The organism is uncultured Exiguobacterium sp. (assembly GCF_964277885.1).
Lineage (GTDB): Bacteria > Bacillota > Bacilli > Exiguobacteriales > Exiguobacteriaceae > Exiguobacterium_A.
Map to the genome: position 1 here is coordinate 1,938,633 of NZ_CAXYJR010000005.1, position 16,221 is coordinate 1,954,853.

General features: G+C 44.4%; 13 protein-coding genes and 2 tRNA genes. 4 read left to right on the forward strand and 11 right to left on the reverse strand.

Features of this window, described 5'->3' with window-relative positions:
- Nucleotides 1-9 precede the first annotated feature (9 nt).
- The 10 genes from pstB to ACHWTJ_RS12070 all read right to left on the reverse strand — a co-directional run bounded on the left by pstB (nucleotide 10) and on the right by ACHWTJ_RS12070 (nucleotide 10,407).
- Nucleotides 10-786 (reverse strand): phosphate ABC transporter ATP-binding protein PstB, encoded by a 777-nt coding sequence (gene pstB / locus ACHWTJ_RS12025; RefSeq protein ID WP_294743384.1) that lies wholly within the window; start codon nucleotides 784-786, stop codon nucleotides 10-12.
- 95 nt (nucleotides 787-881) lie between these two features.
- Nucleotides 882-1,790: a phosphate ABC transporter permease PstA gene (gene pstA / locus ACHWTJ_RS12030; RefSeq protein ID WP_294742882.1), complete on the reverse strand. Its 909-nt coding sequence runs from the start codon at nucleotides 1,788-1,790 to the stop codon at nucleotides 882-884.
- A gap of 1 nt (nucleotide 1,791) precedes the next feature.
- Nucleotides 1,792-2,733, reverse strand: a complete 942-nt coding sequence (gene pstC / locus ACHWTJ_RS12035; RefSeq protein ID WP_394679781.1) for a phosphate ABC transporter permease subunit PstC — start codon at nucleotides 2,731-2,733, stop codon at nucleotides 1,792-1,794.
- Between the two features lie 89 nt (nucleotides 2,734-2,822).
- Complete coding sequence (locus tag ACHWTJ_RS12040; protein WP_294742886.1) at nucleotides 2,823-3,767, reverse strand: PstS family phosphate ABC transporter substrate-binding protein; 945 nt, start codon at nucleotides 3,765-3,767, stop codon at nucleotides 2,823-2,825.
- A 225-nt stretch (nucleotides 3,768-3,992) separates the two neighbouring features.
- The gene (locus ACHWTJ_RS12045; RefSeq protein WP_294742889.1) at nucleotides 3,993-6,065 is read right to left on the reverse strand and encodes a penicillin-binding protein 2; all 2,073 of its coding nucleotides are present in this window, start codon (nucleotides 6,063-6,065) and stop codon (nucleotides 3,993-3,995) included.
- A gap of 133 nt (nucleotides 6,066-6,198) precedes the next feature.
- Nucleotides 6,199-6,807 (reverse strand): superoxide dismutase, encoded by a 609-nt coding sequence (locus ACHWTJ_RS12050; RefSeq protein ID WP_294742892.1) that lies wholly within the window; start codon nucleotides 6,805-6,807, stop codon nucleotides 6,199-6,201.
- Between the two features lie 93 nt (nucleotides 6,808-6,900).
- Nucleotides 6,901-8,361 carry an alpha-amylase gene (locus tag ACHWTJ_RS12055; protein WP_294742895.1) on the reverse strand — a complete coding sequence of 487 codons (1,461 nt, stop codon included), beginning with the start codon at nucleotides 8,359-8,361 and terminating at the stop codon, nucleotides 6,901-6,903.
- A 116-nt stretch (nucleotides 8,362-8,477) separates the two neighbouring features.
- Nucleotides 8,478-8,551 (reverse strand) — tRNA-Ile (locus tag ACHWTJ_RS12060).
- 11 nt (nucleotides 8,552-8,562) lie between these two features.
- Nucleotides 8,563-8,636 (reverse strand) — tRNA-Met (locus ACHWTJ_RS12065).
- A gap of 127 nt (nucleotides 8,637-8,763) precedes the next feature.
- A complete protein-coding gene (locus ACHWTJ_RS12070; protein ID WP_394679782.1) occupies nucleotides 8,764-10,407 on the reverse strand; it encodes a Na/Pi cotransporter family protein in 1,644 nt (547 codons plus the stop codon).
- Between the two features lie 207 nt (nucleotides 10,408-10,614).
- Here ACHWTJ_RS12070 and ACHWTJ_RS12075 point away from each other — a divergent pair, with 207 nt between their 5' ends.
- From ACHWTJ_RS12075 to ACHWTJ_RS12090, 4 genes are all read left to right on the forward strand, one after another.
- A complete protein-coding gene (locus ACHWTJ_RS12075) occupies nucleotides 10,615-11,100 on the forward strand; it encodes a hypothetical protein (protein WP_394679783.1) in 486 nt (161 codons plus the stop codon).
- Between the two features lie 167 nt (nucleotides 11,101-11,267).
- Entirely contained in the window at nucleotides 11,268-12,377 is a 1,110-nt protein-coding gene (gene ispG / locus ACHWTJ_RS12080; protein WP_023467533.1) for a flavodoxin-dependent (E)-4-hydroxy-3-methylbut-2-enyl-diphosphate synthase, read from the forward strand.
- A gap of 99 nt (nucleotides 12,378-12,476) precedes the next feature.
- Nucleotides 12,477-13,046, forward strand: a complete 570-nt coding sequence (locus ACHWTJ_RS12085; protein ID WP_294742905.1) for a hypothetical protein — start codon at nucleotides 12,477-12,479, stop codon at nucleotides 13,044-13,046.
- A gap of 97 nt (nucleotides 13,047-13,143) precedes the next feature.
- A complete protein-coding gene (locus ACHWTJ_RS12090; protein ID WP_294742908.1) occupies nucleotides 13,144-14,223 on the forward strand; it encodes a diguanylate cyclase in 1,080 nt (359 codons plus the stop codon).
- Between the two features lie 69 nt (nucleotides 14,224-14,292).
- Here the strand turns inward: ACHWTJ_RS12090 and ACHWTJ_RS12095 are convergent, their stop codons facing one another.
- Entirely contained in the window at nucleotides 14,293-16,122 is a 1,830-nt protein-coding gene (locus ACHWTJ_RS12095; RefSeq protein WP_294742911.1) for an EAL domain-containing protein, read from the reverse strand.
- Nucleotides 16,123-16,221: the final 99 nt, after the last annotated feature.

Sequence of the window (16,221 nt, forward strand, 5' to 3'; positions counted from 1 at the left end):
CTCCCCTTCTTATCCGAATCGTCCTGAAATGTAATCTTCCGTCCGTTTGTCGCTCGGATTTCCAAAGATTCGGTCTGTTTGATCGAACTCGACGACTTCCCCGTTCAAGAAGAATGCTGTTTTATCAGATACACGTGCAGCTTGCTGCATGTTGTGTGTCACGATGATGATCGAGTAGTCCGATTTCAACTCTTGAACGAGTTCTTCTACTTTTAATGTAGAGATTGGGTCAAGTGCCGATGTCGGCTCATCCATCAAGATGACGTCCGGCTCGATTGCAAGACAACGCGCGATACAGAGACGTTGTTGCTGACCACCAGAGAGTCCATAGGCATTTTCGTTCAAACGATCTTTGACTTCATCCCAAATCGCCGCGCGACGTAAACTCCGTTCCACGATCTCGTCGAGAATTTTTTTGTTTTTAACGCCATGGACACGTGGACCATAAGCGATGTTATCGTAAATCGATTTCGGGAATGGGTTAGGTTGTTGGAAGACCATTCCGACCGATGTCCGTAATTCTTCGACACCGTACTCTTTTTCGAAGATATTACGTCCGTGATATTCAATGACACCATTCGTCCGCACGATTGGAACGAGTTCGACCATTCGGTTCAACGTTTTGATGAATGTCGACTTCCCGCATCCTGACGGTCCAATGATCGCCGTGACTTCATTTTTCTTAATATCAAGATTGACATCTTTAAGCGCGTGATCGTCACCGTACCATAAGTTTAAATCTTTGACGTTATAGACGCTCTCGCGTGCTGCTACTGGTTGGTTCATACGCTCTGTCCCTTCTGTAACGACTGATTTCGTGTTCAGCTTCGTATCCATCATCTGTCTTCCTCCTTAAAAGAAATCCCTTCTATCTCGTTCGATTAATAGCGTTTTGAGAAACGGTTCCGGATCCAGATCGCAATTGAATTCATCGTCAATAGGATGACCATCAAGATGATGATTCCTGCCGCTGCAAGTCCTTGGAAGTCCGCTTGTGGACGACTTGTCCAGTTATAGATTTGAATTGGTAATGCCGTGAACTCCGAGAAGATTCCTTCTGGCGCACGAGCGATGAAAATGGCAGCTCCGACCATGATCAACGGTGCTGTCTCACCGATCGCTCGGGATACGGCTAAGATGATTCCCGTAATGACACCCGGAAGTGATGCCGGAAGAACGACTTTAAACGTCGTTTGCCATTTCGATGCACCGAGTGCGAGTGATGCATGACGCATCGCTTGTGGCACGGCGCGAATCGCTTCTTGAGAAGAAACAATGACGACTGGAAGACTCATCAATGCGAGCGTCAAAGCTCCAGCAATCAATGTCGAACCGAAGCCCATGTTACGAACGAAGAACGTCAATCCGAGTAATCCGAAGACGATCGACGGAACACCCGCGAGATTCGAGATATTGACTTCGATGAACGATGTCATCCGACTCTTTTTCGCATATTCTTCTAAATAGATCGCTGCTCCGACACCAATGATAAAGATCATCGGGATGATCAAGAGCATTAAATAGATAGAACCCATTAATGCTGGATAGATCCCGGCACGTTCTGCACGACGAGAAGGTGCATTTTGTAGAAATTCTAGTGATAACCACGAAGCGCCGTCACGGATGACGCCGTATAGGAGAATACCTAAGACGACGAGACCGAAAAACAGACCGACGAGGAAAATGACTTTCGTTACATTATTGACGACGAGGCGTTGGCTAATCGATTTCTTAACCGCGACCGGATCGATGAATTTTTTCGTGACAGGTTGCTTTTCTGGTAAGGCCATCTTAATACTCCTCTCTGAAGCGGCGTGTAATCCAGTTCGCAAGTAAGTTCATCAATAACGTAAAGACGAACAAGAGCGTACCAACCGCATAGATACTGTAATATTCAACTGTTCCAAATCCAGCATCGCCTAAAGCGACCTGAACGATATACGCTGTCATCGTCTGGACCGGCTCCAGTGGATCAACGGCAGCTGTCGGATTCGAACCACCAGCGATCGTCACGATCATCGTCTCACCGATCGCACGAGACATCCCGAGTACGATCGAAGCAATGATTCCTGACAAGGCAGCTGGAACAACGACTTTTAGTGCGACTTCAAGACGTGTCGAACCAAGGGCAAGCGCACCGTCCCGAATTTTTTTCGGGACAGAGCTCATCGCATCCTCAGAAATCGAAGCGATCATTGGAATAATCATAATCCCGACGACGATCCCTGGACTGAGGGCATTGTAGATTTGAATGCCCGGAATTAATTTGACGAGTAGTGGTGTGACGAACGTCAACGCGAAGAATCCGAAAACGATCGTCGGAACACCAGCTAATACTTCTAAAATCGGTTTTAAGATACGGCGCGCGCGGTCAGACGCATACTCACTTAAATAAATTGCGGAAGTGAGGCCGATCGGCACGGCAACTAGCATCGCAATCACGGTAATCTCAAGCGTACCGACGACAAGCGGCCAAATCCCGTACTCCGGTTGAGAGTTCAATGGATACCAGCTCGTACTGCCGAAGAATTCCTTGAACGGAACGACTTCAAAGAAGTGTTCGGTTTCAATGACTAACGTGAGAATGATGCCGATGGTCGTAACGACCGAGACAAACGCACACAGAAACAAAACGATCGGCATGATGCGTTCCATGACGTTTTTCATACTGAATTTTTGCTGTCGGTTCTGTTGAATCAGCTCGCGAACCGATTTATTGGGTGTTGAATTCATCCTTCTTCGCTCCCTACTCCTTCTTGACATGAGAACGGGACCCAACCGGTACAGACTTCCCCGGTTGGGCCATCCTCATGACTCGATGATTATTTCATTGCGTCTTTGATTGCTTTTGCATTTTCATCGTAACGATCTTGTGGCATTTTGATATAACCGACTTCTTCAGCTAAATCTCCAGCATTTTCGTTCGTGAATTTCACGAAGTCTGCTACCTGTTTTTTGTCATTCAACGATTTGTTGTTGACATACGTGTAGATTTCACGTGAAAGCGGGTAAGATAGATCCTTGATCGTTTCAGGTGTTGGATCGATTGCGTCTTTACCTTCAGCTGAAAGTGGTACTTCTTTTAACTTGTCTTTGTTTTCAGCGTAGTAAGCATAACCGAAGTAGCCGATCGCACCTTTCGTTCCTTCGACACCTTTAACGAGGACATTGTCATCCTCAGACAATTGAACGTCTTTACGCATGTCTTTCTTCTCGAGTACTTTTTCAGAGAAGAAGTCAAATGTTCCTGAATCTTTCCCTGGGCTGAAGAATTTCAGTGGTTCAGCCGGGTAAGAAGAATCGACATCTTTCCATGTCTTAACGTTTGGGTCGAGCCAGATTTTCTCGAGTTGATCAAGCGAGAGTTCTTTTACCCATGTATTGTCTTTGCTGACTGCAACAGTCAAACCATCATATGCGAGCGCAAGTTTTGTATATTCGATGTTGTTCTTTTTCGCTTCCGCTGCTTCTTCTTCTTTAATTTCACGCGATGCGTTCGAGAGATCCGTTTCACCAACGACGAAGCGTTTGAAGCCGCCACCTGTACCAGAAACACCGACTGTGACATCAACATCTGGTTGCTCAGTCGAATACTCTTCACCGACAGCTTCCATGATCGGGAAGACTGTAGAAGAACCGTCGATTGCGATTTTCCCTTTTAAATCAGATGAACTAGCAGATCCGCCTTTATCGTTACCACATGCTGCCCCCACTACTGCGATTGATGCTACCGTTGTGATGAGTGCTGTTTTTTTCATCCAAGACATGATTAATTTTCCTCCTCGAAAGTATGTCGCTGACGATGCTACGACTTTTTATCCGTTTTCCTTACAAGACTTATACTACGGACGAACTATTAAAACGAAATGAATCCAACGTAAAAGAATTGTAAAGGCGTGTTTTTTAGTGTTTACAATTCGAAATCCATTAGAAAAAAAGGTCAATACAAACAAAAAAACGAGAGTGATAGCTCACTCTCGCTTAGTTTCTAGTTAATTTGGCTTAGTTTGCCACGGTACATCCTTGACGTTGAAATACGCTTTGACAAGATCATGACCGATTTTCGAGTTGACCGTCTCTTGCTCCATATAAGGAAGGAACACAGCCCACGCCATTTCTGGATTGTCATATGGTGCCCAGCCGACAAGGTTCGAGTTCAATGAACGAACCGGTTGCCCGCTACCATCACGTAAGGCGATTCCGTCATCACCGTAAACGCTGACCTGAGCAGTACCTGTTTTCGCTGCAGCATCGATTCCTGTTTGTGCGATGACTTTCGCTGTACCACGCTCACCTTTAACAACACGGTGCAACCCTTCTCGGACATGATCAATGTTATCTTGACTGACTTCAATCCGGTTCAGATAATTCGTTTTAAAGCTGTAATCAACTTTTTTCGTACCCTTTTCAATCGAGTTAGACGCCAACACTTCTTTTAAGAAATGAGGCTGAACACGATAACCACCGTTCGCAAGTGTTGAAATGTACTGCGCGACTTGAAGCGGCGTGAAAGCATCGTACTGTCCGATGACTCGGTCCATCAGTAATGTGACACGGTCTGGCGTCCCTTGAACACCTTTTGCTTCGTACGGTAAATCAATACCTGTCGTCACACCAAGACCGAACTGGCTATAGTAATTCTGCATGATGGCAGCCGCTGCATCTACGCTTGCTCCCGCGATACCGTTGCTCGGATATTTCGCCATCCGCATCGCGATGTTAAACATATAGACGTTTGACGAACGCTCGAGCGCCGTTAAATCCGTAATCGGTCCCATGTTAACATATGATGCTTTTTTTGTACCTCCGATCGTGATCGGCGCATCGTTAATGACTTCGTTTTGACGAATGACACCTTCCTGTAATCCCATTGCAACTGTTGCACCCTTAATGGTCGAACCGATTTGTAATGACGTCAAGACGTTGTTGATCGCCACATCCGTGAATTTCCCAGTCGAAGGATCGAGCTTTTGACCTGACATTGCTAAAATTTCACCGGTTTTTGGATTCATGACGACGGCATAGCCTTCTTTTAAATAACGACTACCCATGCCGCGACCCATCTTGATTGCTTGTTGCATGATTTGATCTACTTTTTTATTGTATTCCGCATCAACGGTTAGAACGAGGTCTTTCCCGGACTCACCTTCTTCACGTTTCGGATCTCCAACTGGTTCACCATTGAACGTCTCATACACATCGTATGCTGGTTTCCCGCGCAGAAGGTCTTCATACTGTTGTTCAAGGAATGATGTCCCGACACGATCATTCAAACTATATCCTTTTGCTTTGAACTCCGCTTGTTGTTCTGCCGGAATCTTCGAGTACTTCCCAAAGATATTGCGAAGCGTATCTTTATATGGATACGATCGCTCATAGAACGGTTCGACCGATACACCCTTCAGATCTTCTAAGTTCTCATCAATGATCGCCATCTCTTTTGCAGACGCACCGAGTTTGACGAGCTGTGGATCAAGTGCATAACCGACTTCCATATTATGTTTGATTGCGATGACTTCCATCGTCTTGTCATCATAATCAATATCTTTTTTCGTGATTGCATCTAAGCGAATCTGATCTTGCTCTGCAATCGAAAGCTTACTTTGTTCTTCTGTTGAAGGATATTTCTTTTTCACTGCCTCTTGGTATCGACGATCCGATTCTTTTGTATTCGTCGCCACCCAAAAATCCTTGATGTCACGTTCCGTGACTTTCCAGTCTTTTTTAGGTAGATCAATGATTGCCGCAAGACGCTGCGCGATTTCAATACGTTCATCTACTTTCGTCGTTTGTGCGCGGCGATAGACAATCGAATATTTAGAAATCGTATCAACCAAAAGACGACCATCTCGATCATAAATCTTTCCGCGTGGCACCTCATATTTGGATGCGATCATTTCTGTTTTTTGAACTTCCCGCGAAATTTTTTCACCATTGACGATTTGCACGACCCCTAGACGGAAAATCAAAATCGCGAACAATAAAAAAACGACGAAGAACATTAAATTCAGACGAAGCGGCAGATGATTACGCCGTCTTCCTCGTACGGTGATTCGTTTAGCCATGGCGTACTCCCCTATCGTTCAAAAGTCATCTTGTTTCATTATATAGAAGGAAACTTTCCATAACAACCTATCCCATCATTTTCCGCATTAAAAAAAGCGTATCGTTCACAATTGAACGATACGCTTTTTTTCATTACTTCGCGTCAGCGTAAAGCTTTGCTACGTGATCCCAATCAACGACGTTGAAGAACGCATTGATGTAATCCGGACGACGGTTTTGATAGTTGAGGTAGTATGCATGTTCCCATACATCAAGACCGAGGATTGGTGTTTTGCCTTCCATGACTGGTGTATCTTGGTTTGGTGTCGAAACGACTGCCAATTTTCCACCGTCAACGATCAGCCAAGCCCAACCTGAACCGAAACGAGTTGTTGCTGCTTTTGCGAACTCATCTTTGAATGCATCAAATGATCCGAATGCTTCGTCGATTGCTGTTGCGAGTTCGCCTGTTGGAGCAGCGCCGTCGTTCTTCTTCAACAGTTTCCAGAAGAATGAGTGATTCCAGTGACCGCCACCGTTGTTACGGACTGCAGTTTGAATGTTTGCTGGGAGAGCATCCAAGTTTTGAAGAAGTTCTTCAAGTGACTTTCCTTCATGTTCCGTACCCTCAAGCGCCGCATTCACGTTCGTGACATACGTGTTGTGGTGTTTCGTGTGGTGAATCTCCATCGTACGAGCATCGATATGTGGCTCAAGCGCATCATAAGCGTAGCCGAGTTCTGGTAATTCAAATTTTGACATGTTCATGTCCCCCTTTGTGCTATTTTCGAAAACTTCAATGCCCTTTAAGACTAGCAAAAGAACCTGTGTTGACGCAAGTCAAGACCCTCGGATTTACTCGACTTCTCGTGGAGCAAAAACCGAGACACCACCACCCGGTACCGGGAAGACACCAAATCCTTCCTCGTCGATCACGACAGGATGATCTTGATGATTCGTATAGTCGAACCATTCTTGTCCGGCACGCTCATCGCCTACGAACATCCGTTTTTCACACATATCGGCATTCGACAATAAGACCGCACAGCCAGAGTTCTCAATTTCCTCAACTCCACGACGAACCCAACCGACACAATGTGGATCATCGAGATAATCTTCCTGCTCACCATATGCTTTGTGATACCGTGCATAGAGTAAAGCATCAATCATTTCTTTTTTCCCTTCTACCGGATGTGGTCCTTGCACTCCATAATAGTCACCGTAGAAGACACATGGGTAACCGTCTTTACGAAGTAAAATCGCCGCGTAAGCATGTTGTTTAAACCAGTCATCCACCCACGACTCAAGTGATTCTCCTGGTTGAGAATCGTGATTGTCGACGAACGTGACGGCATTCGTCGGGTGTGATTCGACAAGGGTATCTGCAAATAACGATGTCATATCAAAGTCCTGTCCCTGCTTCGAAGCTTCATGAAACTTATAATGAAGCGGAACATCGAACAAATCGATCGTATAGTCGACGCTATCGAGGAAATGACGACAATCATCGAGATCTGATTTCCAGAACTCGCCGACCATATAGAAATCACCTTCACTTTTTTCAATCATCGATTTTGCGAATTCATGAACGAATTCATAATTGATATGTTTGATGGCGTCGAGTCGGAAACCTTGGCAATCAATTGTTTCCTGGAACCAATGCCCCCAGCGGATCATTTCTTCGCGGACTTCCGGGTGATTATAATCGATGTTCGCGAACATCAAATAGTCATAGTTTCCGAATTCATCATCGACTTGATCATTCCAATCTTTATTTTTACCGGAAATTTTAAAGACACCCGTTTTTTCTTCACGGGCATCAAAATCCGTTCCATTGAAAAATTCATGTGTCCAGATGAAATCTGAATATTTTCCGTTACGTCCTGGGAACGTAAACTTCGTCCACGCTTCGATTTCAAACTCTTCTGAAATTTCTTTCGAACGATCTTCAGGATGGACTTCGACGACATTGATCGTCTCGAGTTCATCGGCCGCTGCCTTATGGTTCATGACGACATCCGCGTAGACAGCGATATCGTTTTCGCGAGCAACCTGGATCGCTTCGACGAGTTCATCTTTCGTACCATATTTCGTACGGACCGTTCCTTTTTGATCAAATTCACCTAAATCGTAGACGTCATAGATGCCATATCCTGTATCTTCATCCGATTGACCTTTTGACGCCGGTGGAATCCACACGGACGTGATGCCGGCAGCACGTAATTCAGGCGCCCGCTCTTTCAAGCGTTGCCAGTGCTTCCCATCATTCTCTACATGCCACTCAAAAAACTGCATCATCGTATGGTTACGTTCCATCTCTCTTCGCTCTCCCTTAGTTACTATAGTATGAATATTATTACAATATCTTTACTATTCCCCGGGGGAACAAAAATAAACGCTCCTCGTTTTTTAACGAGAAGCGTTCTACTGAATGGACCCTGCAGGGCTCGAACCTGCGACCGGACGGTTATGAGCCGTCTGCTCTGACCAGCTGAGCTAAGGGTCCTTAAGTAATAGTAGCGGCGGAGGGAGTCGAACCCACGACCTCACGGGTATGAACCGTACGCTCTAGCCAGCTGAGCTACACCGCCATGATGTATGTTTCTTACTCTTACTAGATTACGAGATGTGGCGGAACTTGTCAATATGCTATTTCAAAAAAATAAACAGCTGATTTCATTTTTTGAAATCAGCTGTCATAGATGAATCGTATTTTGTTTAGTTCGTTACTGCGGTCCGCTGTTCAAGCACGAGATCCGTGATGTTGACAGCGTGATCGCCAATTCGTTCAAGGTTTGATAGTAAATCGACGAAGATCATCCCTGCTTGTCCCGTACATTCGCCAGCATTCACGCGAAGGACATGATGCTTACGGAATGAACGTTCTAGTGCATCGAGTTTGCCCTCGAGTTCAAGAACTTTGCGAGCCCGTGTGACATCATTCTCTTCGACGGCGCGAACGGCACAGTCGACGATTTCTTGTGTCAAAGCATACATGTCATCTAGCTCTTGTTTTGCTGACGATGTGAACTGAATCCGGTTGACGATCTGGAAATCGACCAATTCGACGATATTCTCGACATGATCACCGATCCGCTCGAAGTCATTGACAGCATGCATCAGTAGCGAATGATCATTTGATTCACGCTCTGATAAATCATGCGCAGCTACTTTGACAAGATAACTCGTGACTTCTGTATTTAAGTGGTTGATCGCGTATTCAATCTGCGCTGATTCCGATACATCCTTCTTATCATGCGATTGCGTGTAACGATTTGCTTTCGCAAGTGCGTCTTTTGAGAATTCACCCATACGTAAGACTTCAAGTTTCGCTTGGTTTAATGCAAGCGCAGAAGACTGGTTTAAGATGTTCTGATCGAGATGACGTGGTTTTGAATCGATCGTCGTATCCGTACCCGGTACGATTTTTTGAACAAGCCATGCGATTTGTGCGATGAACCAACATTGAATCAATGTGTTGACGACGTTGAACGTTCCGTGTGCAAAGGCGATTTGCATTTTTGGTTCTAAACCAAGCGCACCTGTGATCCACGCAATGAAGCTAGAGAACACTGGTAATGCGATCAAGAACAAAATTGTTCCGATGATATTGAAGATGACATGTGCGGTGGCTGTCCGTTTAGCTGCGATCGACGCACCAAGTGCTGCAAGTACTGCCGTAATCGTCGTTCCAATGTTATCCCCGAACAAGACTGGTAGTGCCGCTTTGATATCGATCATGCCACCAGCATACAACTCTTGTAAGATACCAATCGTCGCAGATGACGACTGAACGAGTACAGTAAAGATTGTTCCGACAAAGACACCAAGTAATGGATTATCTGACATCGAGACAGTCAACTCACGGAACCAGGCACTTGATTCAAGTGGAGCCATCCCGTCCCCCATCAATGTGAGACCGTAGAACAATGCACCGAAACCAAAGAAAATCTGTCCGATATACTGAACACGTTCTTTATTGAAGAAGAAGATCAAGAACGCACCAATAGCGATGGCGGGAAGTGCCGCTTCTTTAACATTGAAGCCAATGATGAAGGCAGTGATCGTCGTACCGATGTTCGCTCCCATGACGACACCGATCGCTTGTCGTAAATTCATCAGACCCGCACTAACGAGTCCAACGACGATAACGGTCGTACCGGAGGACGACTGAATCAGTATCGTGACTACGATACCTGCTAAGATACCTAATAGTGGATTCGTCGTATACTTATCGAGGATATAACGTAATCGGTCTCCCGCTGTTTTTTGGAGACCATCTCCCATATACTTAATACCGAAAAGGAAAATCCCAAGTCCACCGATGAAGGTGAAAATCATTTCCTGCAAATCATAGTTCATCTTGCCAGCTCCTTTATTTGATGTGGATTGATGTGTTTGTAAAGTTTATTTTTTCGACCCCCCTATTATGTAAAGGTCTAATGAACTTGTAAACAGTTTTTACAACATCCGATTGTTAAGGTTTTATTAATCTGTATCAACACACAAAAAACCTTTATTACCAATAAAAATTAAATAATTATAATCTGTTATAAAACAATAGAAAGAGTGATTCACTTGTCATTTTTACGTCAACTGATTAATTACTTACAAACTTCCTTAATTCCAAATCGTCCGTTTTTGCGTCTTCGTTTGGCAGATGTTTCCCTTTATTTTTGTGGATTAGCTTGGATTTCATTTTGGACGACGGTTATTGATTCCTTCTTTTCACAAAAAAACATCCCAATCGTCGTCTGGTTCATTCTCCATTTCACCTTCATCACAATCGCCGTATTACTTTATCTACTTTTCATGGCGTATCTGACAAAAGGATTCGTTCGACTGTTGCTCCCTCGCCCATGGGCATATCGTCAAACGTTTCCTTATACAGTAGCTACGAATTTATGGACCTTCCCCTTTGGTATGCTGCTTTATCAATTGGGTCATCATCAAATAGGAGTTGCTTTGCTCATCATCGGACACTTGATTTACACGTTGGTGCCTTTATGGATTGCCCGTTCCTCGAAGCCGCGTTCTTCACGTAAACCTCAATGAGTATAAAAATCAGGCGTCCGACGGATTGACGGACGTCCTTCTTTCATTAAACAATTGTAAATGTTCAATTTTCGTTCTTGTTTCTCGATTTTTAGGGAATAGTTCGATATGATAGAAAAGGTAAACATAAACAATATGGCGGTATGCCACAAAAGGAGATTTTCGATATGCCGAAAATGGTCCATCGCTCTAAGACTCGTCCCGTTCGTGTAGGGGACCTTGTCATTGGTGGAAATAATGAAGTCATCATCCAAAGTATGACGACAACTAAAACACACGACGTCGAAGCGACAGTCGCTGAAATCCTACGTCTTGAAGAAGCTGGTTGCCAAATCGTTCGCGTCGCTTGTCCTGAAGAACGTGATGCGCTCGCACTTGCAGAAATCAAAAGCCGAATCAACATTCCGCTTGTCGTAGACATCCACTTCAACTATAAACTCGCGCTCATGGCGATCGAAGCTGGCGTCGATAAAATCCGCATTAACCCGGGTAACATCGGTCGTCGCGAAAAAGTCGAAGCCGTCGTTACAGCAGCAAAAGCGAAAAACATCCCAATCCGGATCGGGGTAAACGCCGGTTCACTTGAAAAGCATATTCTTGAAAAATATGGCTATCCAACTGCTCGTGGTATGGTCGAGAGTGCCTTGCACCACATCAAGATTCTCGAAGATCTCGACTTCCATGACATCATCGTCTCGCTTAAGGCATCAGACGTACAGTTGGCACTTGAAGCGTATCAGCTCGCTTCTGAATCATTCGACTACCCACTTCACGTCGGGATTACGGAATCGGGTCCACTTCGTTCTGGTTCGTTAAAATCAGCAGCGGGACTTGGCGCGATCTTGTCACGCGGAATCGGAAACACGGTTCGTGTCTCTCTTTCAGCGGATCCTGTCGAAGAAGTAAAGGTCGCAAAAGAAGTCTTGAAATCATTTGGTCTCGCGGCGAACGCGGCGACATTGATTTCATGCCCAACATGCGGTCGGATCGAAATCGATTTGATGTCGATCGCCGCAGAAATCGAAGACTATATCGAAAACATCCAAGCGAACATTAAAGTCGCGGTTCTAGGTTGTGCGGTCAACGGTCCTGGTGAAGCGCGCGAAGCCGATATCGGTATCGCTGGCGCACGTAACGAAGGATTGTTGTTCCGTCACGGAGAAATCATCCGTAAAGTACCGGAAGCAACGATGGTCGAAGAATTGAAAAAAGAGATCGATGCAATCGTTCTCGAAAAACAGGCTGAAAAAGAAGCCGAAAAAGCAAATCACGCATAAGTTGAAGACTCCTCCCTGGCGAGGAGTCTTTTTTCCTATCTCGATTTCGACTATGTTATACTAAGTGAAGAAAAATTCTTAGAACGTGGGTGACTGTAAATGAAAATTGGAATCGACATCGATGGAACGATCACACATCCATCCTCTTGCTTCACTTACATGAATAAATATCTTGGCACGTCGATTGACTTCAATCAGGCGTCCGAGTATGAATTGCATACGTATACCGATATGAATCAAATCGAATTTTGGGACTACATGGTGAACTCTGGTCACGAGACAGGTATTTATCGTGAATCGATCCCTCAAGAACATGTTCGCCACCACTTATGGAATTTGCGGAAGCAATATGATCTCCATTACGTGACAGCACGATCGGAACTCGTTCGTCCTGTAACAGAAGAGTGGATCAAACAACACGAACTTCCTCTTGATTCCTTGATCATGACGGGATCACACGACAAAGTACAAGTCGTTCGTGATCTATCACTCGATCTCTTCATGGAAGATCGATTAGAGAATGCCGTGCAGATTGCAGAAGATACATCCATTCCTGTAATCTTGTTCGACGCACCTTATAACCGTAAAGCGATACCGCAAAATGTCATTCGTGTCGCTTCCTGGAATGAGGCCGTTCAGGAGATTCAAAAATTCGCACCAATTCGTTAAACAGCCGATTAGGCTGTTTTTTCCATTTTCTATGCAATTATCCGATGAGATAGCATACAATGGCATTAGATTTAGATTTTCTAATAGAAAGGGTTTCATGATGCTTACGACAGTGAATATCTTTTTCGTCAATATCTGTATTATCTTTCTTGTCTCTACATTCACCTTTTATCTATTGCGTGATCGCTTACCGATTCAACCGGACTCGATGATATCCACTCGCCTGTATTTCGGACTCGCGAATGGAGTGACAGGAATTCTCCTTATGCACCACGCCATCGATTTAAATGGGGCACTGATCGATTTACGATTGTTACCTCTCGCTTTATCCGCTTTATTTGGCGGTAACGTCAGTATCGCAGTAACGGGGACGATGCTTCTATTTTATCGGTTCTTGATCCATGACGGCGCTTCACTGAATGTTCTACTTAGTTCTGTCATCACGCTACTTGGTTTTTTAATTCTTTCGTTTATTTGCCGCCGATTTATCACACGACAAGGATACTTCTTTTCCGCCATCGTCACGGTTGGTTCATTACTTGTTCTTTGGCGACTGATCATAAGCAATTCTCCTAGTGATGCATGGGAAACGATCTATATTCCATACTTTATCCTAACGATTGGTGGAGCGTTTTTGTTTTATCGGTTATCCTCGCTCCTTCAACAGCACTTTGTTCTGTACTCCTATCAATCCTACCTCGCATCGACCGATCAATTGACACGACTTGCGAATCGACATGTCATTTTAGAAAAAGTAACGACGCTCGAAAAAAGTAATGCCTCTTGGAGTGTGATTCTATTCGATTTGGATCATTTCAAGACTGTGAACGATACACATGGTCACGCCATCGGTGACGCCGTCTTACGCCATTTTTCGATTATATTGAATGAATATTGTCCTGTACCAGTCACGGTTGGCCGATATGGAGGTGAAGAATTCATTATCATCATTCCGGATAGCGAACAATACTCTCCTGTTATCATAGCGGAAACGATCGTAACAGCCGTTCAGCAAACACCATTCGTGATGCAGGATCATGCCGTATCAATCACTGTATCCGCTGGAATTGCTTACGCTCATCATCAGCCTGCTGAAATGGTCTTCAAGCAAGCAGATGCCGCTTTGTATGAGGCAAAAACGCAAGGCCGAAATCAATATCGACTGTACCAATCATAAATATCATAAGTATTGCATGAAAAAGCCACTTCTCTCCGAATGATTCGGACTGAAGTGGCTTTTTTTTGATTAATGAATCGTTCCTTCATTCGTTTTTTGTAGCAGACAGATGATTTCTTCGAGTGGTACAGGTTTAGCGAAGAAATAGCCTTGGAACAAATGAATCCCGATTTCTTTGGCAATTCGCACTTCCTCTCCTGTCTCTACCCCCTCGACGATACATTCGACATGCATCGACTCACTCAATTGAAAAATCGACTCAAGAATCGATTGTCGTTTCTCCGATGCTCCAATTTGTTCAATGAATTGCTTCGGAATTTTTAATTGACGTAACGGTAATAAACGTTCGAGAACATGATAAGACGCATGACCAGTACCGAAATCATCAAGCGAAACTGGGAAATCAAGCGTTTTAATGCGCTTGAGCGCTCGATGAATCGACTGACTCTCAAAATCGAGCGACTGACTCTCCGTGATCTCAATCTTAATCTGTTGCGGCTTTAATGCATACTTGAGTAGCGTTCGTTCAATGAATGGCATGAACGACTCACTCGTCAACTGTCGTGGCGATACGTTGACCGACAACGTAAATTCATCCGGAACCAGACCGACCAATGCTTTACGCGTCTTACATCCTTCCTCAAAGATCCACTCACCTAGACGAATGATTAAGTCACTTTTTTCAGCGATCGGGATGAACACGGATGGTCGATTGGCTCCCTGTAGCAGGGTCTTCCATCGAACCAATGCTTCAAGACCGATGAATTGCTCTGATCGAACATCGTATTGCAGTTGATAGACGAGGTGAAAATCCGTTTCAATATTAGCCTGTGCTAGCGATTGTGCTGCTTTGACTCGTAATTCTTGATCCTTACGCCAGGCTTGGTCAATGCACATCACACGTTCGTTTTGTTGAGCGGCTTCCTGTAGCGCAGTCAATAACTGCTGTACCCGACGCTTCCGATTGTCCGTCGCTCCTTCTCCATTATCGATGACGATGGATATGTTGACGTAGACATGATGCCCCTCAATTTCATAGGGTATGGAGATTTCTTGACTCAATTCTTCCATTGCTTCCTTACACGCCACCTCGTCCGGCTTTTCCATGACGATCAATAACGTTCCCGCTTCGATTCGAGCAAACGCTTGATAAGGAGGTAGTTTTCGCTTGAGCCGTTCGATACACACTCGTAAAACGTGTAACTGAATGTCTTCTCCAAAATACCGTGCCAACTCATAATAATTTTCTAAATGAATCCCGACAAAAATGAGCTGTTGTTCTGGTCGCGGGAAATCGACTTCGTTCAACCCTTGACGATTTAAGACACCCGTCTCTTCGTCACGACGCGCCGTATCGTGTAGTTGTATCGCAAGATCATTCAAACGATTTAAATTACGGATATGCAAATGATTGATGACCAAGGCGATTGAAACACCAATTATAATCATGCCAATTCGTCCATAATGATCAGTCGGATCAATTTGCACCGTCACGGTATCAGAATTCCACATGACGTAAAAACTAGTTGCCACAGCAATCACGATGGCATACCACATCATGATTCGTTGATACGAGATTAAAGCGATCATTAAAAACAGAAAGCTGCTAGCCCAAACAGTGACCGCCGCATAAGGTAAAAAGCTAATCGAAGTGATTGGAACGACGAGCAACATCAAGGACAATAAGTGAGTTTGGAGCACCATGCCCATATTACGACGACTGATATAAAAAATAAAAAATCCCATGATAACTAAAAATGAAATAATGACAGAACGACTCAAATATGCATTCTTGATCGTCTCTTCCGTCGTCGTATAAATGATTAGAGCACCAACAAGCATCATGAAAAGAGCAAAATTTCCAATCCACCATTGTTGTTTCCGGACAATGTCCTCCATGTATTCCCCTCCTTTCCAGTAGATTTTTCGTATATAGGTTTCGACATCGCTTGATGATACTCCTGTCATATAGAATGTGTCAATTCTTTCCTAAAAAGA